This window comes from Methylophilus glucosoxydans, from assembly GCF_042676145.1.
Classification (GTDB): domain Bacteria; phylum Pseudomonadota; class Gammaproteobacteria; order Burkholderiales; family Methylophilaceae; genus Methylophilus; species Methylophilus glucosoxydans.
Window position 1 is genome coordinate 293,828 of record NZ_JBHTJW010000002.1, and the last position, 22,670, is coordinate 316,497.

The 22,670-nt window shown below is 53.8% G+C and carries 17 protein-coding genes; 14 read left to right on the forward strand and 3 right to left on the reverse strand.

The genetic code is table 11. The features are described 5' to 3' along the window. Positions 1-141 precede the first annotated feature (141 nt). The 10 genes from ACFQ1T_RS03925 (at position 142) to ACFQ1T_RS03970 (ending at position 11,561) form a co-directional block, all read left to right on the forward strand. A complete protein-coding gene (locus ACFQ1T_RS03925; RefSeq protein WP_379074084.1) occupies positions 142-1,116 on the forward strand; it encodes a GGDEF domain-containing protein in 975 nt (324 codons plus the stop codon). 109 nt (positions 1,117-1,225) lie between these two features. Then, entirely contained in the window at positions 1,226-3,148 is a 1,923-nt protein-coding gene (locus tag ACFQ1T_RS03930) for a type II secretion system protein GspD (protein WP_379074086.1), read from the forward strand. After that, the gene (locus ACFQ1T_RS03935) at positions 3,145-3,855 is read left to right on the forward strand and encodes a tetratricopeptide repeat protein (protein ID WP_379074088.1); all 711 of its coding nucleotides are present in this window, start codon (positions 3,145-3,147) and stop codon (positions 3,853-3,855) included. Before ACFQ1T_RS03930 ends, ACFQ1T_RS03935 begins: the two co-directional genes overlap by 4 nt. A 17-nt stretch (positions 3,856-3,872) precedes the next feature. Next, complete coding sequence (locus ACFQ1T_RS03940) at positions 3,873-5,567, forward strand: GspE/PulE family protein (protein WP_379074090.1); 1,695 nt, start codon at positions 3,873-3,875, stop codon at positions 5,565-5,567. 4 nt (positions 5,568-5,571) lie between these two features. Beyond that, positions 5,572-6,771 (forward strand): type II secretion system F family protein, encoded by a 1,200-nt coding sequence (locus tag ACFQ1T_RS03945; protein WP_379074092.1) that lies wholly within the window; start codon positions 5,572-5,574, stop codon positions 6,769-6,771. Positions 6,772-6,893: 122 nt separating this feature from the next. Then, positions 6,894-8,264: a hypothetical protein gene (locus ACFQ1T_RS03950; protein WP_379074094.1), complete on the forward strand. Its 1,371-nt coding sequence runs from the start codon at positions 6,894-6,896 to the stop codon at positions 8,262-8,264. After that, positions 8,261-8,881, forward strand: coding sequence for a hypothetical protein (locus tag ACFQ1T_RS03955; protein WP_379074096.1), 621 nt, complete (start codon positions 8,261-8,263; stop codon positions 8,879-8,881). Before ACFQ1T_RS03950 ends, ACFQ1T_RS03955 begins: the two co-directional genes overlap by 4 nt. Further along, on the forward strand, positions 8,878-10,062 hold the full coding sequence (locus ACFQ1T_RS03960) for a hypothetical protein (protein ID WP_379074098.1): 1,185 nt from the start codon (positions 8,878-8,880) through the stop codon (positions 10,060-10,062). Before ACFQ1T_RS03955 ends, ACFQ1T_RS03960 begins: the two co-directional genes overlap by 4 nt. Next, positions 10,059-10,784 carry a type II secretion system protein gene (locus ACFQ1T_RS03965; RefSeq protein ID WP_379074100.1) on the forward strand — a complete coding sequence of 242 codons (726 nt, stop codon included), beginning with the start codon at positions 10,059-10,061 and terminating at the stop codon, positions 10,782-10,784. Before ACFQ1T_RS03960 ends, ACFQ1T_RS03965 begins: the two co-directional genes overlap by 4 nt. A gap of 15 nt (positions 10,785-10,799) precedes the next feature. Further along, entirely contained in the window at positions 10,800-11,561 is a 762-nt protein-coding gene (locus tag ACFQ1T_RS03970; protein ID WP_379074102.1) for a HesA/MoeB/ThiF family protein, read from the forward strand. Here ACFQ1T_RS03970 and ACFQ1T_RS03975 read toward each other — a convergent pair. Both ACFQ1T_RS03975 and ACFQ1T_RS03980 read right to left on the reverse strand, forming a co-directional pair. Then, a complete protein-coding gene (locus ACFQ1T_RS03975) occupies positions 11,540-11,749 on the reverse strand; it encodes a (2Fe-2S)-binding protein (RefSeq protein WP_338655775.1) in 210 nt (69 codons plus the stop codon). The genes ACFQ1T_RS03970 and ACFQ1T_RS03975 overlap by 22 nt on opposite strands. 221 nt (positions 11,750-11,970) lie before the next feature. Continuing rightward, entirely contained in the window at positions 11,971-14,868 is a 2,898-nt protein-coding gene (locus ACFQ1T_RS03980; protein ID WP_379074104.1) for a valine--tRNA ligase, read from the reverse strand. Between the two features lie 126 nt (positions 14,869-14,994). On the opposite strand from ACFQ1T_RS03980, the gene ACFQ1T_RS03985 reads away from it, so the two are divergent. Then, a complete protein-coding gene (locus tag ACFQ1T_RS03985) occupies positions 14,995-16,506 on the forward strand; it encodes an esterase-like activity of phytase family protein (protein ID WP_379074106.1) in 1,512 nt (503 codons plus the stop codon). 45 nt (positions 16,507-16,551) lie between these two features. On the opposite strand, the gene ACFQ1T_RS03990 is transcribed toward ACFQ1T_RS03985, so the two are convergent. Continuing rightward, positions 16,552-17,832, reverse strand: a complete 1,281-nt coding sequence (locus ACFQ1T_RS03990; RefSeq protein ID WP_379074108.1) for an FAD-binding domain-containing protein — start codon at positions 17,830-17,832, stop codon at positions 16,552-16,554. 81 nt (positions 17,833-17,913) lie between these two features. Here ACFQ1T_RS03990 and ACFQ1T_RS03995 point away from each other — a divergent pair, with 81 nt between their 5' ends. The 3 genes from ACFQ1T_RS03995 to ACFQ1T_RS04005 all read left to right on the forward strand — a co-directional run bounded on the left by ACFQ1T_RS03995 (position 17,914) and on the right by ACFQ1T_RS04005 (position 22,631). Next, positions 17,914-18,360 (forward strand): NfeD family protein, encoded by a 447-nt coding sequence (locus ACFQ1T_RS03995; protein ID WP_275357914.1) that lies wholly within the window; start codon positions 17,914-17,916, stop codon positions 18,358-18,360. Positions 18,361-18,387: 27 nt separating this feature from the next. Then, positions 18,388-19,233, forward strand: a complete 846-nt coding sequence (locus ACFQ1T_RS04000; protein WP_194748970.1) for an SPFH domain-containing protein — start codon at positions 18,388-18,390, stop codon at positions 19,231-19,233. Between the two features lie 107 nt (positions 19,234-19,340). Next, positions 19,341-22,631: a transglutaminase family protein gene (locus ACFQ1T_RS04005; protein WP_379074111.1), complete on the forward strand. Its 3,291-nt coding sequence runs from the start codon at positions 19,341-19,343 to the stop codon at positions 22,629-22,631. Positions 22,632-22,670: the final 39 nt, after the last annotated feature.

Consider the following 22,670-nt stretch of genomic DNA (forward strand, 5'->3'; position numbering starts at 1 on the left):
TTTCACTTTTCTGCTTCAACCTCACAATTTAGTCCTACAAATCGGTTCTTTTCCTAATTAAGAATCATTCTTCCCTTTGTTAAAGTGTTCGAAACAACATCTGTCGAACACATGCCTAGTCATTTAAATTTGAAAAAATTTATGCAAAGCCTGATCGGCCTGACACAGGTCAGGGAGAGCCTTGCATTGGATCCAGCGCTGCTTTCGTTGATGCAGCACTGGATGTGTATTTTTGCTGCCGAGGAAAAGCCGATCCGGATGCAGGTATTGTCGCGTCGGCAGTTGGTCTCGGTGATGGACTCTCAAGATGAGATGGATCCTGCTTTTGAAGCGTGGCCTAGCGATGTTTATGCGTTGCTTTTAAATTACCTGGATCAGGAAACTCGGCAATCTGTTTGCCTGGACACTGCAGCGGGCAAGTTGCACATTTTTCCGCTCAAACAAAGTGTTGCCCATAAAAATGCCATACTGTTGATTCAGCATGCGCAGTTAACCGCAGAAGCGATCGCGCTGGTCGAACACTGTTTGCAGGTATTTAATCACTATGCCGGCTTGATTATTGAAAACGAGCGGGATGCACTGACTGGGTTGCTTAACCGCAAAACCTTTGATAAGTGTGTGAGCAAGATTTTGCTCAATGACTACAAGCCAGAATTCCGGTTTCCGTTACACCATTATCTGGTGATTTTTGATATCGATTTCTTTAAAAAGATCAATGACAGCTATGGTCATTTGATTGGTGATGAAGTGTTACTGCTTTTATCCCGCCTCATGCAGGAAACCTTTCGTGATGGCGATTTGCTGTTCCGCTTTGGTGGTGAAGAATTTGTGGGCGTATTTTCATGTGCTGATAAAGATGACATCGTCATGCTGCTAGAGCGCTTCCAGCAAGCCCTTGCTGAATATCGTTTCCCGCAAGTCGGGCGAGTTACCATCAGTATCGGTTATTCCAAAATGTCACCGCATTTGCTGCCGAACACTGTGCTAGAGCGGGCAGATGAAGCACTCTATTATGCCAAAGAGCATGGCAGAGACCAGGTCTGCTGCTACGAATCCCTGGTTGAGCAAGGCTTACTCAACTACAGCATCATTAGCGGCGAAATCGAGCTTTTTTAAACACCCTCTCTCGCACTGGTTGACCAGATTGCGCCGGATGGATTGACAGTTAACATTGCTTATATTTAATATATGTTAAAAAATGTCAATAATCATTTGGAGGGGGTTGATGCGTATTGCGCTCATCCTGTGGTTGGTGATTGGACTCGCTGCCTGTAAAAGCCAGCCCCCGGGCAGCGCTACGCATGCGCAGTTGCATTTACCCTCAACCCCTTCAACCCCTCAGGCCGACAACGGTTCGGCTAGCTTCCCGGAAATTGATACGGCAGACATTGTTTCTACCCCAGCCATCAAGCCCCCCGCGCTCAAGTCTGCTATACCCACCGTCTTGATCAATCTGGTCGTCCGCGAAGCACCCGTACAGGAGGTCCTGTTTGCGCTGGCCCAAGAAAGCGGCCTGAATTTTGATGTGCATCCAGCCTTGAGCGGTAAAGTCACTTTAAATGCCCAGCAGCAGTCGGTGGCCGCCATTCTTGCGCGCATGGCCAGGCAAGTCGATATGTATTATGAATGGTCAGACGGGGTGTGGCTGGTGACACCGGACACGCCGGTGATTCGTAGCTACAAACTCAATTATGTGAACATGAGCCGCGATACCTATGGCTATATTGGCGTGGCCAGTGAAATCAATGGCGCTGGCCGTGGCGGCATGGCCGCAGCCAGTAACAGTAATGCGCAGGTGCAAGCATTGCCGGCACAAGGCGGCAGTAGTAATAGTTCCAGAACCGCAGTCACCTCTCAATCCCGCTATCACCTGTGGGAGAGCGTGGTAGACAATGTGCAGCTTCTGCTGGATGAAACAGATAAAGCCGGTAGTGCTCGGGCAGAAGTGATGGATCACCTGCCCGCAACCGTGATCATGCCAGCGAGCGGTACTGATAGCGCGCCAGGTAGCGCCGCAGTCAGTGAACTCAAAACCACAGCAGAATCCGTCTTACCATCACCATTGCAAGAAAAGTCGCAGCAAGCGCAACGCCGTTGGCGGGCTTCCAAACTGATTGCAAACGCCGAAACCGGCATCTTGACCATACGTGCCTCGCAGAGTCAGCAGGCGCAAGTCAAAGCCTATCTGGAATCTGTGATGCAGGTTGCCGCCAGGCAGGTCTTGATTGAAGCTACCATTGTAGAAGTTGAGCTCAATAAAAGTTTTCAGATGGGCATAGACTGGAGTCGCCTGTCAGCCTCGGCGCAACAACGGGGCTGGCTGCTTTCGCAATCTTTGGGCAGCGATGCGGCCCAGTTTAACCGCACCACTGGTCAGTGGGAGAGCAATAACAGTAAAAATGCCTTGGGCCAGAACAATGGCAACGTGGCGTTTATGTTGAGCTACTTAAATCCTCTCAGCCGCTTTGGTAATTTAAGTGCCAGTGTCACCTTGCTTGAGCAGTTTGGCAAAACGCGTGTCCTCTCCAGTCCCAAGCTCATGGTGCTCAATAATCAGACGGCCATTCTCAAGGTGGTCGATAACTTGGTCTACTTCACCATCCAGTCGCAAATTTCGCAAAGCAGTAGTAATAGCGGTGCTAATTTGCAAGCAGTGACGACCACGGCCAATACGGTGCCGGTAGGCTTGGTCATGGCTGTCACGGCACAAATCAATAGTCGCCAGCGCGTCAATTTAAATGTCAGGCCGACGGTGTCCAAGGTGCTGCGCTATGTCGAAGACCCCAATCCGCAATTAGGCAGTGGCAGCAGTCGGATTGTGAGTAGCGTGCCCGAAATCCAGGTAAGGGAAATGGAGTCTGTGCTCAATGTTGCCAGCGGCCATATCGCTGTTTTAGGCGGCCTGATGCAGGATGATCAGCGTGAATTTAGTGACCGCGTGCCTGGCCTCTCGCGACTGCCTGTCATCGGTCAGGCATTTATTGGCAAAAATCAGGCCGCCAAAAAGACCGAGCTGATTGTGTTTTTGCGGCCCACTGTGATTGGTCGGGCCGATGTTAACACGGGCGATTTGCGATCGTTTCAACCCTTGCTGCCAGACGCTTTGCCTGCTGATGCATTTGAAATGAATGTCGAGGAGCCATCATGATGGATGTTCGAGCATGGCTGGCTGATTCAAAACGCCCCTTGCGCTTAAATAAAAATGCATATGCAAAATCGCTGATGATCACCGATTGGCAGCAGCTTGAGCGGCGTATCATGGGATTGTTGTGGCTGATGCTGATCATTGCGTCTTGCTGCGTAGTGCGACAAGGCTGGGATATCTTTTCAGCGGCATCCGCGCTGGACAATCATGCTGCGCCCAGATGGGTAGATGCAAAGCCATTCGTCACTCCGGTTAAGCCGTCACCAATCGGTGAGCAAAAGTCTCGATTGCAGGAGGAACCTAGCGTATTTGCTTTACATGCGCCAGCAAAGGCTGAGCAACCTTCCGTAGCCACACCCAGTCAGAGTGAGCCTGCGCAGAGCCCATCACCCTCACCCCGTCAAAATACCCCGCCTCGTTGGGTCATGCAGGTACAGCGTGGACCATTGCCGAGCTTGTCCTCCATCAGTCTTCTGGCGCAGGCGCGTACGGCATTACAGCAGGAGAAACTGCAAAATGCGCAGCCTCTTTATGCGCAACTGTTGGCGCAAGATCCGCATCAACTCGAGGCATTGGTCGGCATGCTGTATATCAGTCAAGGGCTGGGTGATCAGGCGCAATATGAGCACTATTGGCTGCGCGTTCGGCAACTGATGCCAGGGGTCGAAGCCAATGCTGCTTTATTTGCGCAACTACTGGAGCAAGAGTGATGCGGATCGGAGAGTGGATGCTGACGAAAGGCATGATTACTAGCGATCAGCTCGATATTGCACTGATCGAGCAACGCAAGCAGCAATTGTTGCTTGGCCAGCAGTTGGTTAGGCTGCACTTTGTCACCGACGCCATGGTGAGAGATGTGCTGGCGCAACTGCATGTGCAAGAGAGTGTGGATTTGCAGCATGTGATGCCCGACCCGGTGTGGATTGCCAAAGTGCCAGAAACCTTTGCCAGGCAACATCGCTTGTTACCGCTTGATCTGACACCAGATCAGCAATCGTTGCGGATTGCGGTACAGGATCACCAGAACGCACACGCGATTGAAGCACTGAAACATTTATTAGGTGGTGGCATTACACTGACGCCTGTTCTGGCGACCGAAGTCCAGATAGAGCAGGCGCTGGATCGGTGTTATGGACATAGCCTGTCGCTAGAGCGCTTGTTGCAGGAAATCGAGCAGCAAGAGGCTGCAGTTAGTCTTTCGCCGGTGGCTTCCGCCTCTCATCCCGTGATCCGGCTGGTGGATGCCATCTTGGTCGATGCCGTCAAACAAGGCGCCTCGGATATCCACTTCGAGCCTGAACAGGCGTTTGTCAGGATACGCTACCGCATTGATGGCGTGCTTTGGCAGATCCGCTGTTTGCACGATCGCTATTGGCCCGCCATGTGTGTGCGCCTCAAAGTCTTGGCTGGCATGGATATCGCTGAGCAGCGTATGCCGCAAGACGGCCGCGTGAATCTGTTCTTGTGCGGGCGCGAGGTCGATTTCAGGGTCTCCAGTCATCCTACCCTGCATGGTGAAAACTTGGTGCTGCGCGTGCTGGACAGGCATAAATCCATTATTCCGCTGTCGCAGATGGGTATACGCTGCGCGCAGTTGGCGTCTTTAAAAGCCATGCTGGCAAAACCGGAGGGCTTGTTAATCGTGACGGGCCCGACCGGGAGCGGTAAAACCACCACACTGTATTCCATGCTTGGGCATCTCAATCAGACCGGGGTGAATATCATGACCCTGGAAGATCCGGTTGAGTATCCGCACCATTTAATGCGGCAAACCTCCGTCAACGAAGCCAATAAGGTGGATTTTGTCACTGGTGTGCGCGCCATTTTGCGACAAGACCCCGACATTATGCTGATTGGCGAGGTCAGAGATGAAGCCACGGCCGCTATGGCGGTGCGCGCCGCCATGACCGGACATCTGGTGATGACCACCTTGCATACCAATCATGCTGCAGCTGCCTTTTTACGCTTGCAGGATTTGGGGATTCAGCCGCATACCCTGGCCGGTTGCCTAGTTGGGGTGATTGCCCAGCGCTTATTGCGACGCTTATGTCAACACTGCAAGCGCCAAGCTTCCCCGGACCCACACCTTTTAGCCATGTTTCAATACATCGATTCAGCGTGCATTCCTGAAAGTTTCACGTGTTTTGAAGCGGTTGGTTGTCAGCATTGTCGACAAAGTGGTTATCAAGGCCGGACTGTGGTGATGGAAATTTTGTCCATGCATTCTGGCTTGGAGGAGGCGCTCACGCCACTCTCGCTGCCAAGGTTACAGCAGAACGCACGATCATATGGTTACACCACGCTGGCCGAGGAGGGGGTGCGATTAGTGATGGCAGGCGAAACTAGTCTGCAAGAATTAAAAAGAGTGGTCGATTTAAGTGTGCTTGAGGCCAATGTGCTGGATGTAAGCAGGCCTGTTTAAAACGATGACAAGCTACCGATACACCGCGATTGATAAGACGGGCCACTTAACACGGGGCTATGGCACCTCCGACTCTGAAGAGGCGCTGGCTGCATCCCTGCAGCAGCAAGGCTTGGAATTGCTGACGGTGAAGCTGGGTGAGCCATTGCGCTGGCGACAGCCACGCGTGCACCCCAAAATGTTGATCGTGTTTTGTGTGCAGCTGGAGCAGCTATTGCAAGCCGGCTTGCCTCTCTGTCAGGCCATTGCGGTCTCGGCAGAACAAGCCGAACAGGCGGTGATGGCCGAGGCCTTACGTGGTTTGTTGCGCGATCTTGAGGCGGGCAAATTACTTTCACAAGCGTTGCAAGCGCAGCCCAAGGTCTTCCCAGCCTTGTTTTATCAACTGGTCAATGCTGGTGAACGGACGGGTCAGCTCCCTGAAACATTTGGCCAATTGAAGGCCACCCTCACGTGGCAATTTGAGCTGAGTGCGCAAATCAAGCGGGGACTGAGCTATCCCGCTGTGTTATGCGTGATGGTGATGATTGCCGCATACGTGATGCTGACCTTTCTGGTGCCGCAAATGGCAGGTTTTTTGCAAAGCCTGGGGCAGTCTCTGCCATGGAGTACACGATGTTTGTTAGCCCTGTCAGAGGGTGTCATGCACTATGGGGCTTATCTGCTATTGGCGATATTGCTGTCCCTGGTGAGTGTGACTCTAATCGTGCGGCACTCGGAAAAATGGGCTTATAAATGGGATAGCATGATGTTGCGATTGCCGGTGTTTGGCCGCTTGCTAAGAGCATGGGTGATCACGCGGCTGTGCAGGTTTCTTGGATTGATGTACCAGGCCGGGATTCCGCTGTTACAGGCATTGCAATGGTGCCAGCCCTTGCTGACGCAGCGTGTCATGGCCCGCGCACTTGAGGATGTGTCTGCGCGCGTACAGGCCGGTGAAAGCCTCACCGCCAGCTTTGCGGCTACCGGGCAGTTTCCGCCACTGATGCTACACCTGCTCAAGGTGGGTGAAACCACAGGTGGACTGGATCGCATGTTGTTTCAGTTGGCTGACTATTATGACCGGGACGTGCAAGTGCGGATCCAGTCGCTATTGCGTATGTTGGAGCCCGCGCTGACCATTTCACTGGGTTTGATGTTGCTGTTTTTGATGGCCGCCGTCATGTTGCCGGTCTATGACAGTTTTTCAACCATCAGGTACTAAAGATGTCCGGCCAGCGTTTCATTCTCCTGATCGATGCGCAAGCATGGCGGCTGGTCTTATTTAAGCGCAATCAGTATTGCGAGCTGCGTTCATTTGGTCCGGATGAGGCAGGGCTAGCGGCCATGTTAGAGTGGCTGCAAACTTTCCCAGGCGCGCGTGTGGCGGTGTTAACCGATCTGCCAGAGGAGCACTATCACCTTGAGCTGATGCCTGTGGTGCGAGGGGCGGCTGGTCGTGCACTACTCAAGCGCAAGCTGGCGGCTTGGCCACATGCACAAGGCTTGCATACCGCCTTTCTACTGGAAACGATCAAGACGAGCCGTTTAGAAAACCGCTTTTTGTTTGCCGGGCTGTTTTCCCCACCACTGATTCACTGCTTGCACGCGCTGCAAGCGGCAGCACTCAGCCTGCAAGGCATTTATACGCAAGCAATATTGTTGCCATATTGCTTGCCTGCAAACGCTCAACGCCTGAGTGATTGCATCTGTGTGCACGCGGAGCACACGACCCTGTGCTTGAGTTATTTCAAGCATCAACGGTTGTGTTTAAGGCGCCGCCTTTCAATGCCAACACAAGGGATGCAGGATGTGGCTTCTGTGATCCCGGCGCTGACTCAGTTGCATCGTGAGCTGTTCAGCCAGTTTGGCTTATCCGAATCTGCAAGTCTGCCGGTGTTTTGCATCATCGCAGAAATACAGCAGGCTGAGAGGCTCACCTTACCCGCCCCTTTTCAATATCAACCTCTGACTGAGGCCGCGCTCATTGCGGCCGTGGGTCAAGGCTCGCTCCCTACCGGTCTCCGCGCGGTCGAGTGGGTCGCCATGCATGCGATATTGGCAGACCAGGTGCTCCCTAACTTGGCCCCTGAGGCCAGTCTCTTGCCAGAGAAACTCAAGCGGTTACAACGAAATATCCACGTGGCAGGCGTGGGGCTTGCGTTGCTATTGGCGCTGCTAGCCGGCTTCAATGCGCTGGCAACTCAGCAACTGAATACGCAAGCCGGGCTGGTCAAGGCCCAGCTGGATGAGCCAGAGGCGATGCCATTCGCCGGGGGACTGCGCGCTGAACAATTGCCAGCGATTCATGCCTTAACCCGCACGATGCAAGCGATCAGCGCCTCCGCCCGATTGCCCGATCAAGCCTTGCATGACTTGCAGCCGATACTCAGTGGTTTGCGTGATTGGCAACTGATCCGACTCGAATGGCAGGCAGAGCCTCCTGAATCAGCAGACCCTGATGCGCATCAAACTCAGTTGTTGAAAATGACTTTTCAACAACGAGAAACAAGTCAGCACACGCGTGCCGTACTTGAATGGCAACAGTTGATGCAGCGTTTAAATCAGTTGCCATCAGTCAAGCAGCTGCAAACAGAGAACTCCAGTCAGCAAAGCACGACGAATGGTCGCCAGGGCAGTACAGATCCGCTAGCCATGCTGGGGTTGCAGCCGATGCTCACGCTGACTTGGGCAGCCGTGCAACAGGAGGGGTGGTGATGGTTCTGCAAGTGTGGGCGCCATTAAAACAAACCTTCTTGTTTTGGTTAGGCGTGATGAGCTTGTTAGTGGTGTGTACCCTGTTGCAGTATCAAAGACGTGAAGAAGCCGAACAAGTCTTGTCTCAACTAGAGGCACAGTGGCAGCAACGCCAACAACAAGCGGCTTATCAGCAGCATTTTGCTGCAGAGATCGCTACCTATTTGGCGCTTCGCGAGCAATGGCAAAACATCGGGGTGATGTCGCCCTTGAATGTGCCTGCATGGGAAAAGTCCCTTGCCGAAATGCAACAGGCATCTGGCTTGAGTCATCTTCGCTATGAGTTCTTGCCGACCACTCCTTGTGACCTTGCCCTGTGTTTGCCGCAAGCATCTTCTGGCCAGCAAGCCGACATCAAAGTGATGCTTAGCCGTCTACAGCTCGCATGGTCGGTCAAGCATGAAGCAGATATGCTGGCATGGTTACAAGCGTTGGCCAAACAATATGCAGGTGCGATTAAAGTCCATCATTGTGTCTGGACAGTGACGCCTTCATTTGTTCAGATTGATGCGCAATGTGAGCTTCATCTGTTTAATTTCCCTGACGTGTTTCCCAATCCGTCGCCTGTGCAGCCATGATTGTTTGTTCACATTTTCAAAGAGGAATTGCGATCTGGGCGCTTTTACTGTTGTTGTCCGGCATGGCGGGCATGCTGGTTTATCCCTTGGTGGGCCATGAGTTTTCCAGTCAGGCGTCGTTGCACAAAACCATGACGGCCTTGGCCAAGGCCGAGCAGGCCTTGCTTGCCTATGCGCAGCAACCCTTGGGCACCACGCCTTGTGAGTTGAATTGCCCACGCCCGGGCGATTTGCCTTGCCCAGACCGCAATAACGACGGCATTGCCGAAACCTCATGCAGTAACTCCGCCCGCTTGGGCAGGTTACCCTGGAAAACACTGGGTTTAGGCGACTTGCGTGATGGTAGTGGCGAGCGCTTGTGGTACGCAGTGTCAGAGCGCTATAAAAACAATAAGCGCTTGCTACCTTTGAATCTGGACACGCAGGGCAGCTGGAGCGTGATGGCCAACAATGGGCCGACTTGGGATGCCAGTGTGGGCAATGGCGTTGTGGCTGTGGTAATTGCTCCCATGCAGCCGCTGTTGAGGCAGGATGGCTGGCAGCAACGCCGCTTGCAGCCTGACGATGGTGCCAAGGAGTATCTGGATATTGAGGGGACCTTGGATAATGCCAACCCGACAGAGTACAGCGATCACGGCTTTGTCATGTCGCCTCCGACTACACAATTTAATGACGTGGTCTGGCCAATCTCTGCCAGCCGCATGCATCAGGTCATGCAAAAGCAGGTGTTATCAGAGCTTAAGCGAGCATTTACTTGCAAGTCCAGGCCATGTCCACCTTTACCTGTGCCAGCATCCATTTCAGACGCAAGTTGTTTAGGCGCACAATCATTGCAAGCCGGCCAATGTATGTCTGCTCAAACAACGACGCTGGGCCGCTTGCCGGTCGATAGCGACCTGCATGGCCCACTTGCAAATCAAGCCATGCTGGATGGTCAGGCCATGCATCACTGGTTTCAGCAAAATGGCTGGCGGGAGCAGGTGTTTTATCTGCCGCGGTCCTCGCAAGTGCTCTTAATTGTGTCCGGCGAGATGTTACCCGGGCAATTACGACAGACGGCTACGCAAAAAAGTGAGTATGCCAATTTTATCGAGATGTCGACAGTCGCTTTGTTGGGTCTGACCGGCGTTACCGCGTGGGCTGCACCCAGTAATGATCAACTGGAGCAAATCGCCAGATGAAGAGCATTACTGCATATTCTCCTCGATCGCAATCCTCTCTGTATGGCTTCAGCCTGCTTGAAATGGCGATCGCCTTGGTGATTTTAAGCCTGATGATGGGCTGGCTCATGATGCCCCTCAAGGTGCAATACGGATTGCAAAAATATCAGCAAACCGAACAGCGGCTGAATACGGCGCAACAGGCCTTGCTTGGCCATGCCCTGATTTATCATTACCTGCCGTGTCCTGATACCGACCAGCCACCCGATGGGTGGGAAAATGTATTATCCAACCAGACCTGCGCCAGTGATGAGGGCTGGTTGCCATCGCAGCAATTAGGGGTAGTCGCCACCGATGCCTGGGGCCGTTTCTTTCGCTATCGCGCAGACAGCACGTTTACTCATCACAGCCAGTGGTTCTCGGTAGCCGCGGCCGAAGGTGCCAGCAATATTCAAGTCAGCAGTGAGACTGGCCCGGCCACCAGCGGGCCTAGCCGACCGGCGGCGATTATCCTTTCACATGGCGAAAACGGGCTGGGTGGCATACAATCCGTGTCTGGCGGCGGCGCCTATGCCATGCCCGCACCCGAGCACGCGGATGAGCGCGAAAATGCAGATGGCGACCTGGCCTTTGTTGATCAGGCACAACAACAAACCGGTACGGCCGTGTTTGATGACCGGCTGATCATGCTGTCGCCCAAGGTGTTGATTCAGCAAATGGTACAAGCGCAACGCCTGCCATGAATAATTGGAAAATACATGCAAGACGAGTTGTTGTTACGCTACAGTCGGCACATCATGTTGCCGCAAATTGAATATGCAGGGCAAGAAAAGCTCACGCAAAGTCATGCCCTGATCGTGGGAGCTGGCGGCTTGGGGGCCCCGGTGGCGATGTATCTGGCCGCAGCCGGCGTAGGCACGCTGACCATTTGTGATTTTGATCAGGTAGACCTCACCAATCTGCAACGTCAAATTATTCATACCACGGCATCGGTTGGGCAAAACAAGGCCATGTCAGCCCAGGCTACGATTGCGGCCCTCAATCCTGAAGTCAACGTCCATGTCGAAACGACACGGCTCAATGACGAGGCGCTTGCCGCACGGGTCTTGGCGGCAGATGTGGTGATTGATTGCTCGGATAACTTTGCTACGCGCTACTTGCTCAACCAGCTTTGTTTTGAGAGTAAAAAGCCTCTGGTCTCGGGGGCGGCCATCCGCTTTGAAGGGCAATTGAGCGTGTTTGATTTCCGCCATGCTGACAGCCCTTGCTACCACTGCTTGTATCCAGACGTCGGCGATGACCAGGCCTTGCGTTGTGCAGACAACGGCGTATTTGCTCCGCTGGTCGGTATGATAGGCACAGCGCAAGCTGCTGAAGCCATTAAGGTGTTGCTCAATATGGGCCAGAGCATGGAAGGCAGGTTGCTATTGCTGGATGCGCTCAGTGCAGAATGGCGCACCATACGCCTCAAAAAAGACCCTTCCTGCGCGCTGTGTGGTCAGGCGGAATCTGTGGACTGAGACTGTAACGAGGTCACCAACTCCGTAATCTCCCATTCGCAGCCAGCGCAGCCTGACAGCGCGCCAGAATAGCGCGAGATGCCATCCAGATCTTTACCTTGCCTGACTAGCTCGATAATCAGGCCGCGCGTGGTGCCGCTGCAACTGCATAGCACCTCTCTGGGATCGTTTTCAAGCAAGTCAGCCATTATTCCTTTTGTTCCTCAGCGCCGCCATATTCGGCAGCCACTCTCAATCCACCTGTGTATTGCAACCTAGACCAACAATAAAGCGATTGGTTTATTTCACAGGTTTTTAAAAGCGCATCGGCCGCCCTCTGACTGCAGGGCATCAATGATTACCAAATGACCACCCGCTTTAATACAAGCCGGTAATGCGTGCGTATACATGCGATACGCACGCTAGACCATTACTTGAGTTTGGCCAGTTGCGCCTGTAGTTTTTCCAGGTTGGCGCTAAATTCTGTCAGGCGGGCTTTTTCCTGCTCAACCACGGCAGCCGGCGCGCGGGCGACAAAGCTTTCGTTGCCCAGTTTGCCATTGGCTTTGGTGATTTCACCTTGCAGTCTGGCGATCTCTTTGCCTAAACGCTCTTTCTCGGCGGCAACATCAATTTCCACCTTGAGCATCAATTTGAAGTCACCCGCCAGCATCACCGGTGCATCGGCTTCTGGCAGATCGGCAACGATATCTACACTTTCCAGCTTGGCCAGCGACTTGAGGTAAGGCGCATAGGCGGTCAGTGCCTCGGCATCGCCCGCGGCAATGAGTGGCACTTTGGCCGCAGGTGAAATGCTCATTTCGCCACGCAGGCTGCGGCAGGCTTCCACTGCAGTTTTGAGCGTGGCTACCCAGGCTTCAGCCTGTTCGTCGATTTTTTCCAGATCGGCTTTCGGGTAGACCTGCAACATAATGCTCTCAGTGCCACGCGACTTGTCCTTGAGTTCGGTCATCGGTGCCACCGTCTGCCAGATCTCTTCGGTGATAAACGGAATAATCGGGTGTGCCAGCCGCAAGATGGTTTCCAACACTCTTAACAAGGTACGACGGGTCGCGCGCTGTTCGGCTTCAGTGCCACCTTGTAACTGCACTTTGGCAATTTCCAGATACCAGTCGCAATACTGGTCCCAGACAAACTCGTAGATCGCCTTGGCAGCGAGGTCAAAGCGGTAGTCGTTAAAAGCGCGTTCCACTTCGGCTTCGGTGCGTTGCAACAAGCTCACAATCCAGCGGTCGGCCTGGCTGAATTTGCGGCCACCGGCTTCGCAACTCTCGGCGCCAAAGCCATTATCTTTGCCTTCTGTATTCATCAGCACAAAGCGGGTGGCGTTCCACAGCTTGTTGCAGAAGTTACGGTAACCTTCACAACGTTGCAGGTCAAACTTGATGTCACGGCCAGGTGAAGCCAGGCTGGCAAAAGTAAACCTTAAAGCATCCGTACCATACGCTGCAATGCCTTCCGGGAATTCCTTGCGGGTACGTTTCTCGATTTTTTCCGCATCTTTCGGGTTCATCAGGCCGGTGGTGCGTTTTTTCAGCAGCGATTCCAGATCAATGCCATCAATCAAATCAATCGGGTCCAGCACATTGCCCTTGGACTTGGACATTTTCTGGCCTTCAGCATCGCGGATCAGGCCGTGCACATACACATGCTTGAACGGGATTTTGCCGGTCAGGTGTTTGGTCATCATGACCATACGCGCCACCCAGAAAAAGATAATGTCAAAACCAGTGACCAGTACTGAGGAGGGCAGGTATTGCTGCAAGGCCTGATTCTGCGCGTCCAGTGGCTCGTCGCCGGTCCAGTCTAAGGTGGAAAATGGCCACAGGGCAGAGGAGTACCAGGTATCTAACACGTCATCATCGCGCTTTAAATTACCGGTGTAACCTGCTTTGGCCGCCATCTCGGTAGCTTCTGCTTCATCATGCGCGACAAACACTTCGCCGTTTTCACCATACCAAGCCGGTATTTGATGCCCCCACCATAGCTGGCGAGAAATACACCAATCCTGAATATTGTTCAGCCACTGGTTATAGGTGTTGACCCAGTTTTCCGGGTAAAACTTGATCTGGCCATCCGCTACCACTTCTAGCGCTTTTTCGGTGATACTTTTGCCATCTTCGCCCGGCTTGCTCATCGCCACAAACCACTGGTCGGTGAGCATGGGTTCAATCACGACATTGGTACGGTCGCCCCGTGGCACTTTGAGTTTGTGTTTTTCAACTTTGACCAGGAAACCACCAGTTTCCAGGTCGGCCACCACTTGTTTGCGCGCGGCAAAGCGCTCCAATCCTACCAAGTGGGCGGGTAAAGCAATCGCAGGTTTGACACTGCCATCAGCGGCATAGACTTCTGCAACTTCTGGCACGAAGCCTTGCAGGTTCAGGATCACAACTTTATCCAAGCCCTGGCGCTGGCCGACCATATTGTCGTTAAAGTCATGTGCAGGCGTCACTTTCACAACACCAGTACCAAACTCCTTATCCACGTAATCATCCGCGATAATCGGAATTTCGCGGTTGCACAACGGAAGAATCACGTTTTTACCGATCAAATGCGCATAACGCTCATCCTCAGGGTGCACCATCACCGCCACATCGCCCAACATGGTTTCCGGGCGGGTGGTCGCTACGGTTAAATGGCCGGAACCATCCGCCAGCGGATAGTTGATATGCCACATCGAGCCGTCTTCTTCTTCCTGAACGACTTCTAGGTCAGAAACGGCAGTGCCCAGTTTCACATCCCAGTTCACCAGGCGTTTGCCGCGGTAAATCAGGCCTTCGTTATACAGACGGACAAAGCTCTCGGTGACGACCTTGTTGAGGCCTGCATCCATGGTGAAACGCTCACGGCTCCAGTCAGGCGAAGTGCCGAGGCGGCGCATTTGTTTGGTGATGGTGCCGCCTGAGTACTCTTTCCATTCCCAGACTTTTTCGAGGAATTTTTCGCGGCCGAGGTCGTGGCGGCTCACGCCTTGCGCATCGAGCTGGCGCTCGACCACAATCTGCGTGGCAATGCCTGCGTGGTCGGTGCCTGGTTGCCACAAGGTGTTATCCCCGCGCATACGGTGATAGCGGGTCAGCGCATCCATGATGGTCTGGTTAAAACCGTGGCCCATGTGCAGCGTGCCGGTCACGTTGGGTGGCGGCAGCAAAATGCAGAAATTATCTTTGACCTCCGGGTTCATGCCGGCGGCGTAATAGCCTTTGCCTTCCCAAAAAGCATACCACTGGCTTTCAATGGTTTTCGGATCAAAGGATTTAGCGAGTTCGCGAGGTGTTTGTGCGTTTTGAGTAGAAGTAGTCATGCGCGTGATTTTACCACAGCCGCTTGGTTGATCTGGTGCTTGCCGCCATGTCGCGCTAGTCCTGTCATATTAAATTCACTGTCAGCGATTAATTTAGTCAAAATTTTTTAATTCTGGAGTTTTGACATGACTTTTAAACTAGCCGCCATGACCGTGGCGATTTCACTGGCATTGCCTACCTTGGCAAATGCAACCCCTTCATTGATCGCGATGGGCAGTTTGTCCGGGACCACGGACTTGTCCAGTTTCACTGGCATGTTGGAAAATGGTGTGGATCATCAGAATGTATTGGGTGGCATGGGTTCTGGCCTGGCTTGGGCAGGTGGTAGTACTTTCCTGGCGTTGCCAGACCGTGGCCCGAATGCTACCGAGTATAACCCGCTGGTAGACAATACCACCTCTTACATTTCGCGCTTTCAAACGCTCAACCTCAGTTTGCAACAAACTTACAATGGTTCGAGCTACAGTTATAACCTGACCCCGACATTAACTGGCACCACGCTGTTATACAGCAATACGCCACTTAACTACGGCACCGGGGCCGCTGGCACAGGTAGCCTGGGCGGCCAAAACTACACATTGGGCAGTGGCGCGACGGTAAATGCAGGTAAATATTATTTTAATGGCCGTTCAGATAACTTTTTGGCGGGTACCAACTCCAGCAACTCGAATAATGGCCGTTTCGACCCAGAGGCCATCCGCGTTTCTAACGATGGCAAAAGCGTTTATATCAGCGATGAATATGGCCCTTATGTCTATCAGTTTGACCGCGCGACCGGCGCCAGAACCAATGTCTACAACTTGCCTTCAGCATTTACTGCGCAAAATTTGAGCAGCCAGGGTGCGAATGAAATCAGTGGCAATACCAGCGGCCGTGTGGCCAACAAAGGCATGGAAGGCCTGGCCATTACGCCTGATGGCAAAACACTGGTTGGTTTTGAGCAAAGCCCGCTGATTCAGGATGGTGGCGATGGTGGTCGTACCAACCGTATCGTGACGATTGATACGAAAACGGGTGCTACCAAGCAGTATGTCTATGACAACTTCCTCTCTGATAAAAACAAGACCTACAACAGTAGCGAGATTCTGGCGGTCAATGACCATACCTTCTTTGTGCTTGAGCGTGATGGCAAGGGCGCGGGCGATGGTTCCAAGGCGGATGTGAAACGTATCTACAAAATCGACCTGAATGATGCAAATGGCGATGGCGTCGTGGGTGACCAAGCGGTAGATATTGGCTCATTGAACAGTGGTGCTGGCATCAGTGGCCAAAATAACCTGCAGAGCTATGCTGTGCAAAAAAGCTTGTTCCTTGACCTGAAAGCGGCGCTCATCAATGCCGGGATTACCAATACTAACATTCCTGCCAAGCTCGAAGGCATGACTTTTGGCGAGGACATCATGGAGGGTGGCGTGCTGTATCACACCCTGTACGTGGCCAATGATAATGACTTTGTGCCAGGCATTGCAGGGGACAACAAGTTCTTCGTGTTCAAGTTTACCGATGCAGACTTGAATGGCAGCAAATTTGTGAACCAGGCATTGTCTGTCAGTGCCGTGCCTGAGCCAGCCAATGTTTCGATGCTGATTTCTGGCCTGTTTCTGATGGGTTGGTTGCAACGTCGTCGTCAGCGCTAAGCTAGGCGTTGAGTGTAAAAAGCCGCCTTTGCAGGGCGGCTTTTTTTATGCGGCTGGATCGTTTGAAAATCGTTCATCGTCGTTGGCAAACACCAGCGGCTCAACTTTTTTCCAGTAGCGGCTAAACCGCATCAGCTCATGGTCGCTGAAGTGGGTGTCATAGAGGCTGGGTTCTTGTAGCCAAGTAAGTCGTGCATCGTCAGCCGCTGCTTTGAGCCGCGCGTTCGGAGTGTTTTGGCTGATGGTGTGCCTCTGCGAATAGCTTGCCAGTACTTGTGCTGTGCTGCCAAGCCATATGTCTGTCTCTGGGATTTCGCTCAGGCAATCGGCCATGAATTGCAGGCGTTTCAGGGGCCATTGCCCATAAAGTGCAGGGTCAAATACAAAGACGCGAGGGGCCTTACTCTTTAGTAGAGCATGCTCTGGCGATAACATTTCGTCATGAAGCCAAACCACAGCACTGTCGTCACGAAGGGGCAAATGCTGCGCTGTTATTTCCACAGGCAAATACGCGCTGTGGCTGGCAGCAGCCTCATCACCTGTTTGCGGCGGAGGGGCGCCAAACAATTGTTGATGCAATGTTTCGTAGCTGGCATCGAACGGGCAACGCACAGGACATTGCTGGCACCAGTGTCCGCCGCCGAATTTGACGATATTCTCTTTGTTGAAGAAATAAGGTTTATGGCTAAAGCTGGCGCCTATCCATTGCCATGAGAGGTGATTGGAAGCTAGGTCACCATCCAGCAGGTTTTGTTCAAACCAGTCTGCCGCCTGGCGCCAGTCTACTTTTAACCAGTGCAATACATAGGCTGCAAACCACATGCGGGCATGGTTGTGTACGTAACCCTCTTGCCGCAGCTGACGCACAATTTCATCCATGCATACCAGCCCGGTGAATCCTTGTGCAATAAAGTCTGGCAAGGGTTGTGTGCCCAGGGCCACTTTAGGTGACTCCATGGGTTGTTTGATTGCCTCACCAAAACGGTACCAGACCTGCCTGAAGTAGTCGCGGTAGCTAAGCTCGGCAATCAGTTTGACACCGCGCTTACCAGCGCTTTGGCGGACGCTGTTCACCGTCTCTTGCAAAGACAGACAGCCATGGCGCAAGTAAGGCGAAAGCCGGGTGGCTGCGCCATCCAGATGATTCCGGGTCTGGTGATACGCATCGGCATCAATGGTCGCCAGTCGCTGCAATGCCGTGACGCGGCCGCCTTGCCAGCGGTCGTCCAAATCTGGTCCGCTGGCCTGCGGAAAGCAGGTGCGGATTTGTGCCAGCCGTTCCCGGCGGTCAGTCGCAAGCGTAAGGCGGACAGGCGGTTGAGTCATTCCCCCATTTTGACACAAGTAGTGATACCATGCGCTCAAAGATTCGTGGTCGTTTATTCATCGTGGTTTGGGGGGCGGGTTATGCAGACAGGATGGTGGTGGTGCGGATTGGGTCTGGTGCTGTTATGCTCGGAAATGCTGCTCGGCACCTTGTACTTATTATGGCTAGGCATTGCCGCACTGGCAATGGCAGCGCTCACCCTGGTTTGGCCTGAGATGTCATTGGCCTTGCAAGCCCTGAATTATGCCGTGCTGGCGGCACTGGCCTTGACCATCATGCGCAAGCTGGAGAAACGCAAGCCTGACTTGCGGGTTGGACAGGCGCAGGGCGAGGAAATCGGTCGTGAAGGCGTGGTGATTGAGGCTATTTCTCCCATGCAACCGGGCAAGATCCGGTTTGCCCAAGGGGTGTTGGGTAGCCGCGAATGGGTAGCGTATGCCGATACGGCCATGGCTGTGCAACAAGCGGCAATCATTGTCGCCGTGGAAGGCAACAGCCTGCGTGTGGCGCCTGCCCACCACGGTTAATCGTTTTAATTATTGAGGGGAGTCGTTATGACCGAAGTCAGTGTCATTGTCATCGTACTGGTAGTGATCGCCATCGTGAAAGGGGTACGTATTGTGCCGCAGGGCGAAGAATGGGTGGTCGAGCGGCTCGGTAAATTTGCCGGCATTCTCAAGCCAGGCCTCAATGTGATCAACCCGGTATTCAGTAATGTCAGTTACAAGGTGACCACCAAAGACATCATTCTCGATGTCCCAGAGCAGGAGGTGATCACCCGTGATAACGCGGTGATTCTGGCCAATGCGGTGGCGTTTATCAAAGTGACCAATATCGAGCGTGCGGTCTACGGCATCGAAAATTTTCGTGAAGCCATGCGCAATATGGTGCAAACCAGTTTGCGTTCTATCATCGGTGGCATGGACCTCAATCATGCGCTGACCTCGCGTGACCGGATCAAGGCTGAGCTTAAAGAAGCGATTGCCGATGAGGCGCTGGACTGGGGCCTCACCGTGAAAAGTGTGGAGATTCAGGACATCAAACCCTCTGCCAATATGCAGGATGCGATGGAGCGTCAGGCAGCGGCCGAGCGGGAGCGTGTGGCGGTGGTGACCGAAGCCGAAGGCGCCAAGCAGTCGTTGATCTTGAATGCAGAAGCCCGGCTGGAAGCCGCGCGTAAAGACGCAGAGGCGCAAATGGTGGGGGCTCAAGCCTCAGCAGCGGCGATTAAAATGATTGCCGAGGCGGTCAAGGAAAACAATACCTCCGCCACCTTTTTGCTGGGGGACCGTTATATTCAATCAATGCAAAAAATGGCCGACTCCAACAATAGCAAAATTGTTGTGCTGCCAGGCGATGTGGTGAGCGCGGTCAAAAATCTGGTAGGCGGCAGCAAGTAAGTCGATCAGGGGTAGCGTTTAATTGCCACCACGCGCTGGGTTTTGGCGTGGCTGGCATATTTCCTGCATCACACTGCTTAAAATCATAATATTATTGAGGATCAGCAGTGGCTATACGCGTCGCTTTACATCACCGCACCCGCTATCAATTTGACCGCCTGGTCAATCTTTCGCCACACGAAGTCCGCCTCAAGCCCGCTGCCCACGCGCGCACGCCGATTTTGTCGTATTCTCTGACGGTTAATCCTCAGCAGCATTTTATCAACTGGCAGCAAGACCCCTACGGCAACTACATTGCCCGTTACGTATTCCCCGAAATGGTGCGTGAGCTCGACTTTACGGTCGATTTGGTGGCAGATATGACCGTCATCAATCCGTTTGATTTTTTTGTCGAGAAATATGCCGAGCATTACCCCTTTAACTATACCGCGCAGCAGGCGTTCGAGCTGACCGCCTATTTGCAGCCCGATCCGGTCGGGCCCTTGTTGCAGGCGTGGATGACGGAAATGCGGCAAGCCGTGATCAAACCCGAAGTCGGCATTGTCGACTTTCTGGTGGCCGTCAATCAGCGTTTGCAGGCTGAAATCGGCTATACCGTGCGCATGGAGCCGGGCATACAAACCCCGGAAGAGTCTCTGCAGAAGCGCACAGGGTCTTGCCGGGACTCCGCCTGGTTGCTGGTGCAAATTATGCGCCACCTGGGCTTGGCCGCACGCTTTGTTTCCGGCTACCTGATTCAGCTCAAGGCCGACGTTGCGGCGCTGGATGGCCCCAGTGGCACCGACAAGGATTTTACCGATTTGCATGCCTGGACCGAGGTGTTTATCCCCGGCGCAGGATGGGTTGGGTTAGATCCTACCTCTGGACTGATGGCCGGAGAGGGGCATATTCCGTTGGCGTGTACGGCGATTCCTTCCTCGGCAGCGCCAGTGACTGGCTTTACCGATATCGCCGAGGTCACGTTCACGCATGAGATGACAGTAACGCGCATTCACGAAGACCCGCGCGTGACCAAGCCTTACAGCGAAGCGGACTGGCAGGCCATCCTCAAGCTGGGTGACAAGGTGGATGTTGAGCTCAAGAAGCACGATGTGCGGCTGACGCAAGGCGGCGAACCGACTTTTGTGTCGATTGATGATATGGATGGCGCACAATGGAACACTCTTGCACTGGGAGATCACAAGCGCCAGCTGGCCGGTGACCTGGCTTTGCGTCTGAAAGCGCACTTTGCCCCGGATGGCTTTTTGCATTATGGCCAGGGCAAGTGGTATCCCGGTGAGCCTTTGCCGCGCTGGGCCATCAATATTTACTGGCGCCCGGATGGCAAGCCGGTGTGGCGCGATGCCAGCCTGTTTTCAGCCGAAGGTCATAATGACGGCTATGGCGTAGCGCAGGCAGAAGCTTTTTCCCGGCATCTGGCCGACATGTTGGGCTTTCCCAAAGCTTGTGTGATTGCCGCATATGAAGATGTGATGAGTCTCGCGCAACAAGAGCAGCAGTTACCGGTGAATCTCGATCCGCTCAAGCTGGATTTGCAGGATGCTACAGAGCGCAAACGGCTGGCAGATTTGCTCAACCAGGGCTTGGGGCAAGTGGTTGGTTATGTTATGCCGCTCAAGCCGGACGAGAGCCAGTCTGCCGGGGCATGGCTGACCAGCAAGTGGCCGTTGCGCCGCGAACATTTGTATCTGCTGGGTGGTGACTCGCCCATGGGCTTGCGCTTGCCCTTGTCCTCGCTGCCATGGCAGTTGCCTGCAGAGATGGAGCCAGAATTTCCCCTGGACCCGTTTGAGCCACAGGCAGCGTTGGCGACCGCCAAATCACCCACGGTGCGGATCAAGCACAAAACAGTGCAGCCGCTGGCCCGGGAAGTGGTCCATACCGCATTATGCGTACAGGTGCGCAATGGCCGGCTGTATGTGTTTATGCCGCCAGTCAGCCGACTGGAAGACTATCTGGATTTACTAAGTGCCATTGAGCAAACTACGGCCGATTTGAAACTCAAGCTGTGGCTGGAAGGGTATCCCCCGCCGCGCGACAGCAGGCTCAAGTTGCTCAGCGTGACGCCGGACCCCGGCGTCATCGAAGTGAATATCCACCCGGCGAAAACCTGGAAAGAGCTGGTGACAAACATCAACGTCTTGTACGACGAGGCGCGTCTGTGTCGGCTCGGCACTGAGAAATTCATGCTGGACGGCCGCCACACCGGCACCGGTGGCGGTAACCATGTCACGCTGGGTGGGGAAACGCCGGCGGATAGCCCCATGTTGCGGCGCCCGGATGTATTACGTAGCCTGATTACCTACTGGCAAAATCACCCCGCCTTGTCTTATCTGTTTTCAGGGACCTTTATTGGCCCGACCAGTCAGGCACCGCGCGTGGATGAGGCCAGAGATGACAATTTGTATGAGTTGGCGATTGCTTTTCAGCAGATGGAACAAGCCTTACCCGCAGGCAAAGAAAGCGAGCAGCCGTGGCTGGTTGACCGGCTACTGCGCAATTTGCTGGTGGATTTAACCGGTAACACGCACCGCTCGGAGTTTTCCATCGACAAACTCTATTCGCCGGATGGCCCGACTGGCCGCCTCGGGCTGGTGGAATTCCGTGCTTTTGAAATGCCGCCGCATGCGCGCATGAGTTTGCTGCAAAGCCTGTTACTGCGTGCGCTGGTGGCCCGCTTCTGGAAAACGCCATATACCGGCAAACTGGTGCACTGGGGCACCGAGCTGCATGACCGCTGGATGTTGCCGCACTTCGTGACGCAAGACATCGCCGATGTCGTGGCCGATTTGCGCGATGCAGGTTATGCCTTTGAACAGCGCTGGTTTGAGCCCTTTGTCGAGTTCCGTTTTCCGCGCTATGGCACCGCGGCCTATCATGGCGTGGAGTTGGAATTGCGCCAGGCCATAGAGCCTTGGAATGTACTGGGTGAAGAAATGGCGGGTGGTGGCACCGCGCGTTACGTGGACTCTTCCGTCGAGCGCATGCAGTTGCGTGTGCGGGGCCTGACCGATGGCCGCCATGTGGTGACCTGTAATGGCCGACCCTTGCCGCTGCAACCAACCGGCCATGCCGGGGAATATGTGGCTGGCATCCGCTTCCGTGCCTGGAGTCCGTGGTCAGCGCTGCATCCGACCATTCCGGTGCAAGCGCCGCTGGTGTTTGATCTGGTGGATACCTGGAGTGAAAAGTCCCTGGGAGGATGCACCTACCATGTCTCGCACCCAGGGGGGCGCAATTACAATACGTTCCCGGTGAATGCCAATGAAGCTGAGGCACGGCGTTTTGCACGATTCTGGGCGCATGGCCATACGGCGGGCAAGGTGACTGTGGTAAAAGAACCACCGAATCCACGTTTTCCATTTACGCTGGACCTGCGATGGCAGCCGAATGTGTGAACATCCTGTTACACTCAAGGTCTTGTTTAAGAGGCCGCG

Bases quoted from the DNA above. Each gene is read 5' to 3' on its own strand.
- ACFQ1T_RS03925 (WP_379074084.1), top strand. From the start codon at position 142: ATGCAAAGCCTGATCGGCCTGACACAGGTCAGGGAGAGCCTTGCATTG.
- ACFQ1T_RS03930 (WP_379074086.1), top strand. From the start codon at position 1,226: ATGCGTATTGCGCTCATCCTGTGGTTGGTGATTGGACTCGCTGCCTGT.
- ACFQ1T_RS03935 (WP_379074088.1), top strand. From the start codon at position 3,145: ATGATGGATGTTCGAGCATGGCTGGCTGATTCAAAACGCCCCTTGCGC.
- ACFQ1T_RS03940 (WP_379074090.1), top strand. From the start codon at position 3,873: ATGCTGACGAAAGGCATGATTACTAGCGATCAGCTCGATATTGCACTG.
- ACFQ1T_RS03945 (WP_379074092.1), top strand. From the start codon at position 5,572: ATGACAAGCTACCGATACACCGCGATTGATAAGACGGGCCACTTAACA.
- ACFQ1T_RS03950 (WP_379074094.1), top strand. From the start codon at position 6,894: ATGTTAGAGTGGCTGCAAACTTTCCCAGGCGCGCGTGTGGCGGTGTTA.
- ACFQ1T_RS03960 (WP_379074098.1), top strand. From the start codon at position 8,878: ATGATTGTTTGTTCACATTTTCAAAGAGGAATTGCGATCTGGGCGCTT.
- ACFQ1T_RS03965 (WP_379074100.1), top strand. From the start codon at position 10,059: ATGAAGAGCATTACTGCATATTCTCCTCGATCGCAATCCTCTCTGTAT.
- ACFQ1T_RS03970 (WP_379074102.1), top strand. From the start codon at position 10,800: ATGCAAGACGAGTTGTTGTTACGCTACAGTCGGCACATCATGTTGCCG.
- ACFQ1T_RS03975 (WP_338655775.1), bottom strand. From the start codon at position 11,749: ATGGCTGACTTGCTTGAAAACGATCCCAGAGAGGTGCTATGCAGTTGC.
- ACFQ1T_RS03980 (WP_379074104.1), bottom strand. From the start codon at position 14,868: ATGACTACTTCTACTCAAAACGCACAAACACCTCGCGAACTCGCTAAA.
- ACFQ1T_RS03985 (WP_379074106.1), top strand. From the start codon at position 14,995: ATGACTTTTAAACTAGCCGCCATGACCGTGGCGATTTCACTGGCATTG.
- ACFQ1T_RS03990 (WP_379074108.1), bottom strand. From the start codon at position 17,832: ATGACTCAACCGCCTGTCCGCCTTACGCTTGCGACTGACCGCCGGGAA.
- ACFQ1T_RS03995 (WP_275357914.1), top strand. From the start codon at position 17,914: ATGCAGACAGGATGGTGGTGGTGCGGATTGGGTCTGGTGCTGTTATGC.
- ACFQ1T_RS04000 (WP_194748970.1), top strand. From the start codon at position 18,388: ATGACCGAAGTCAGTGTCATTGTCATCGTACTGGTAGTGATCGCCATC.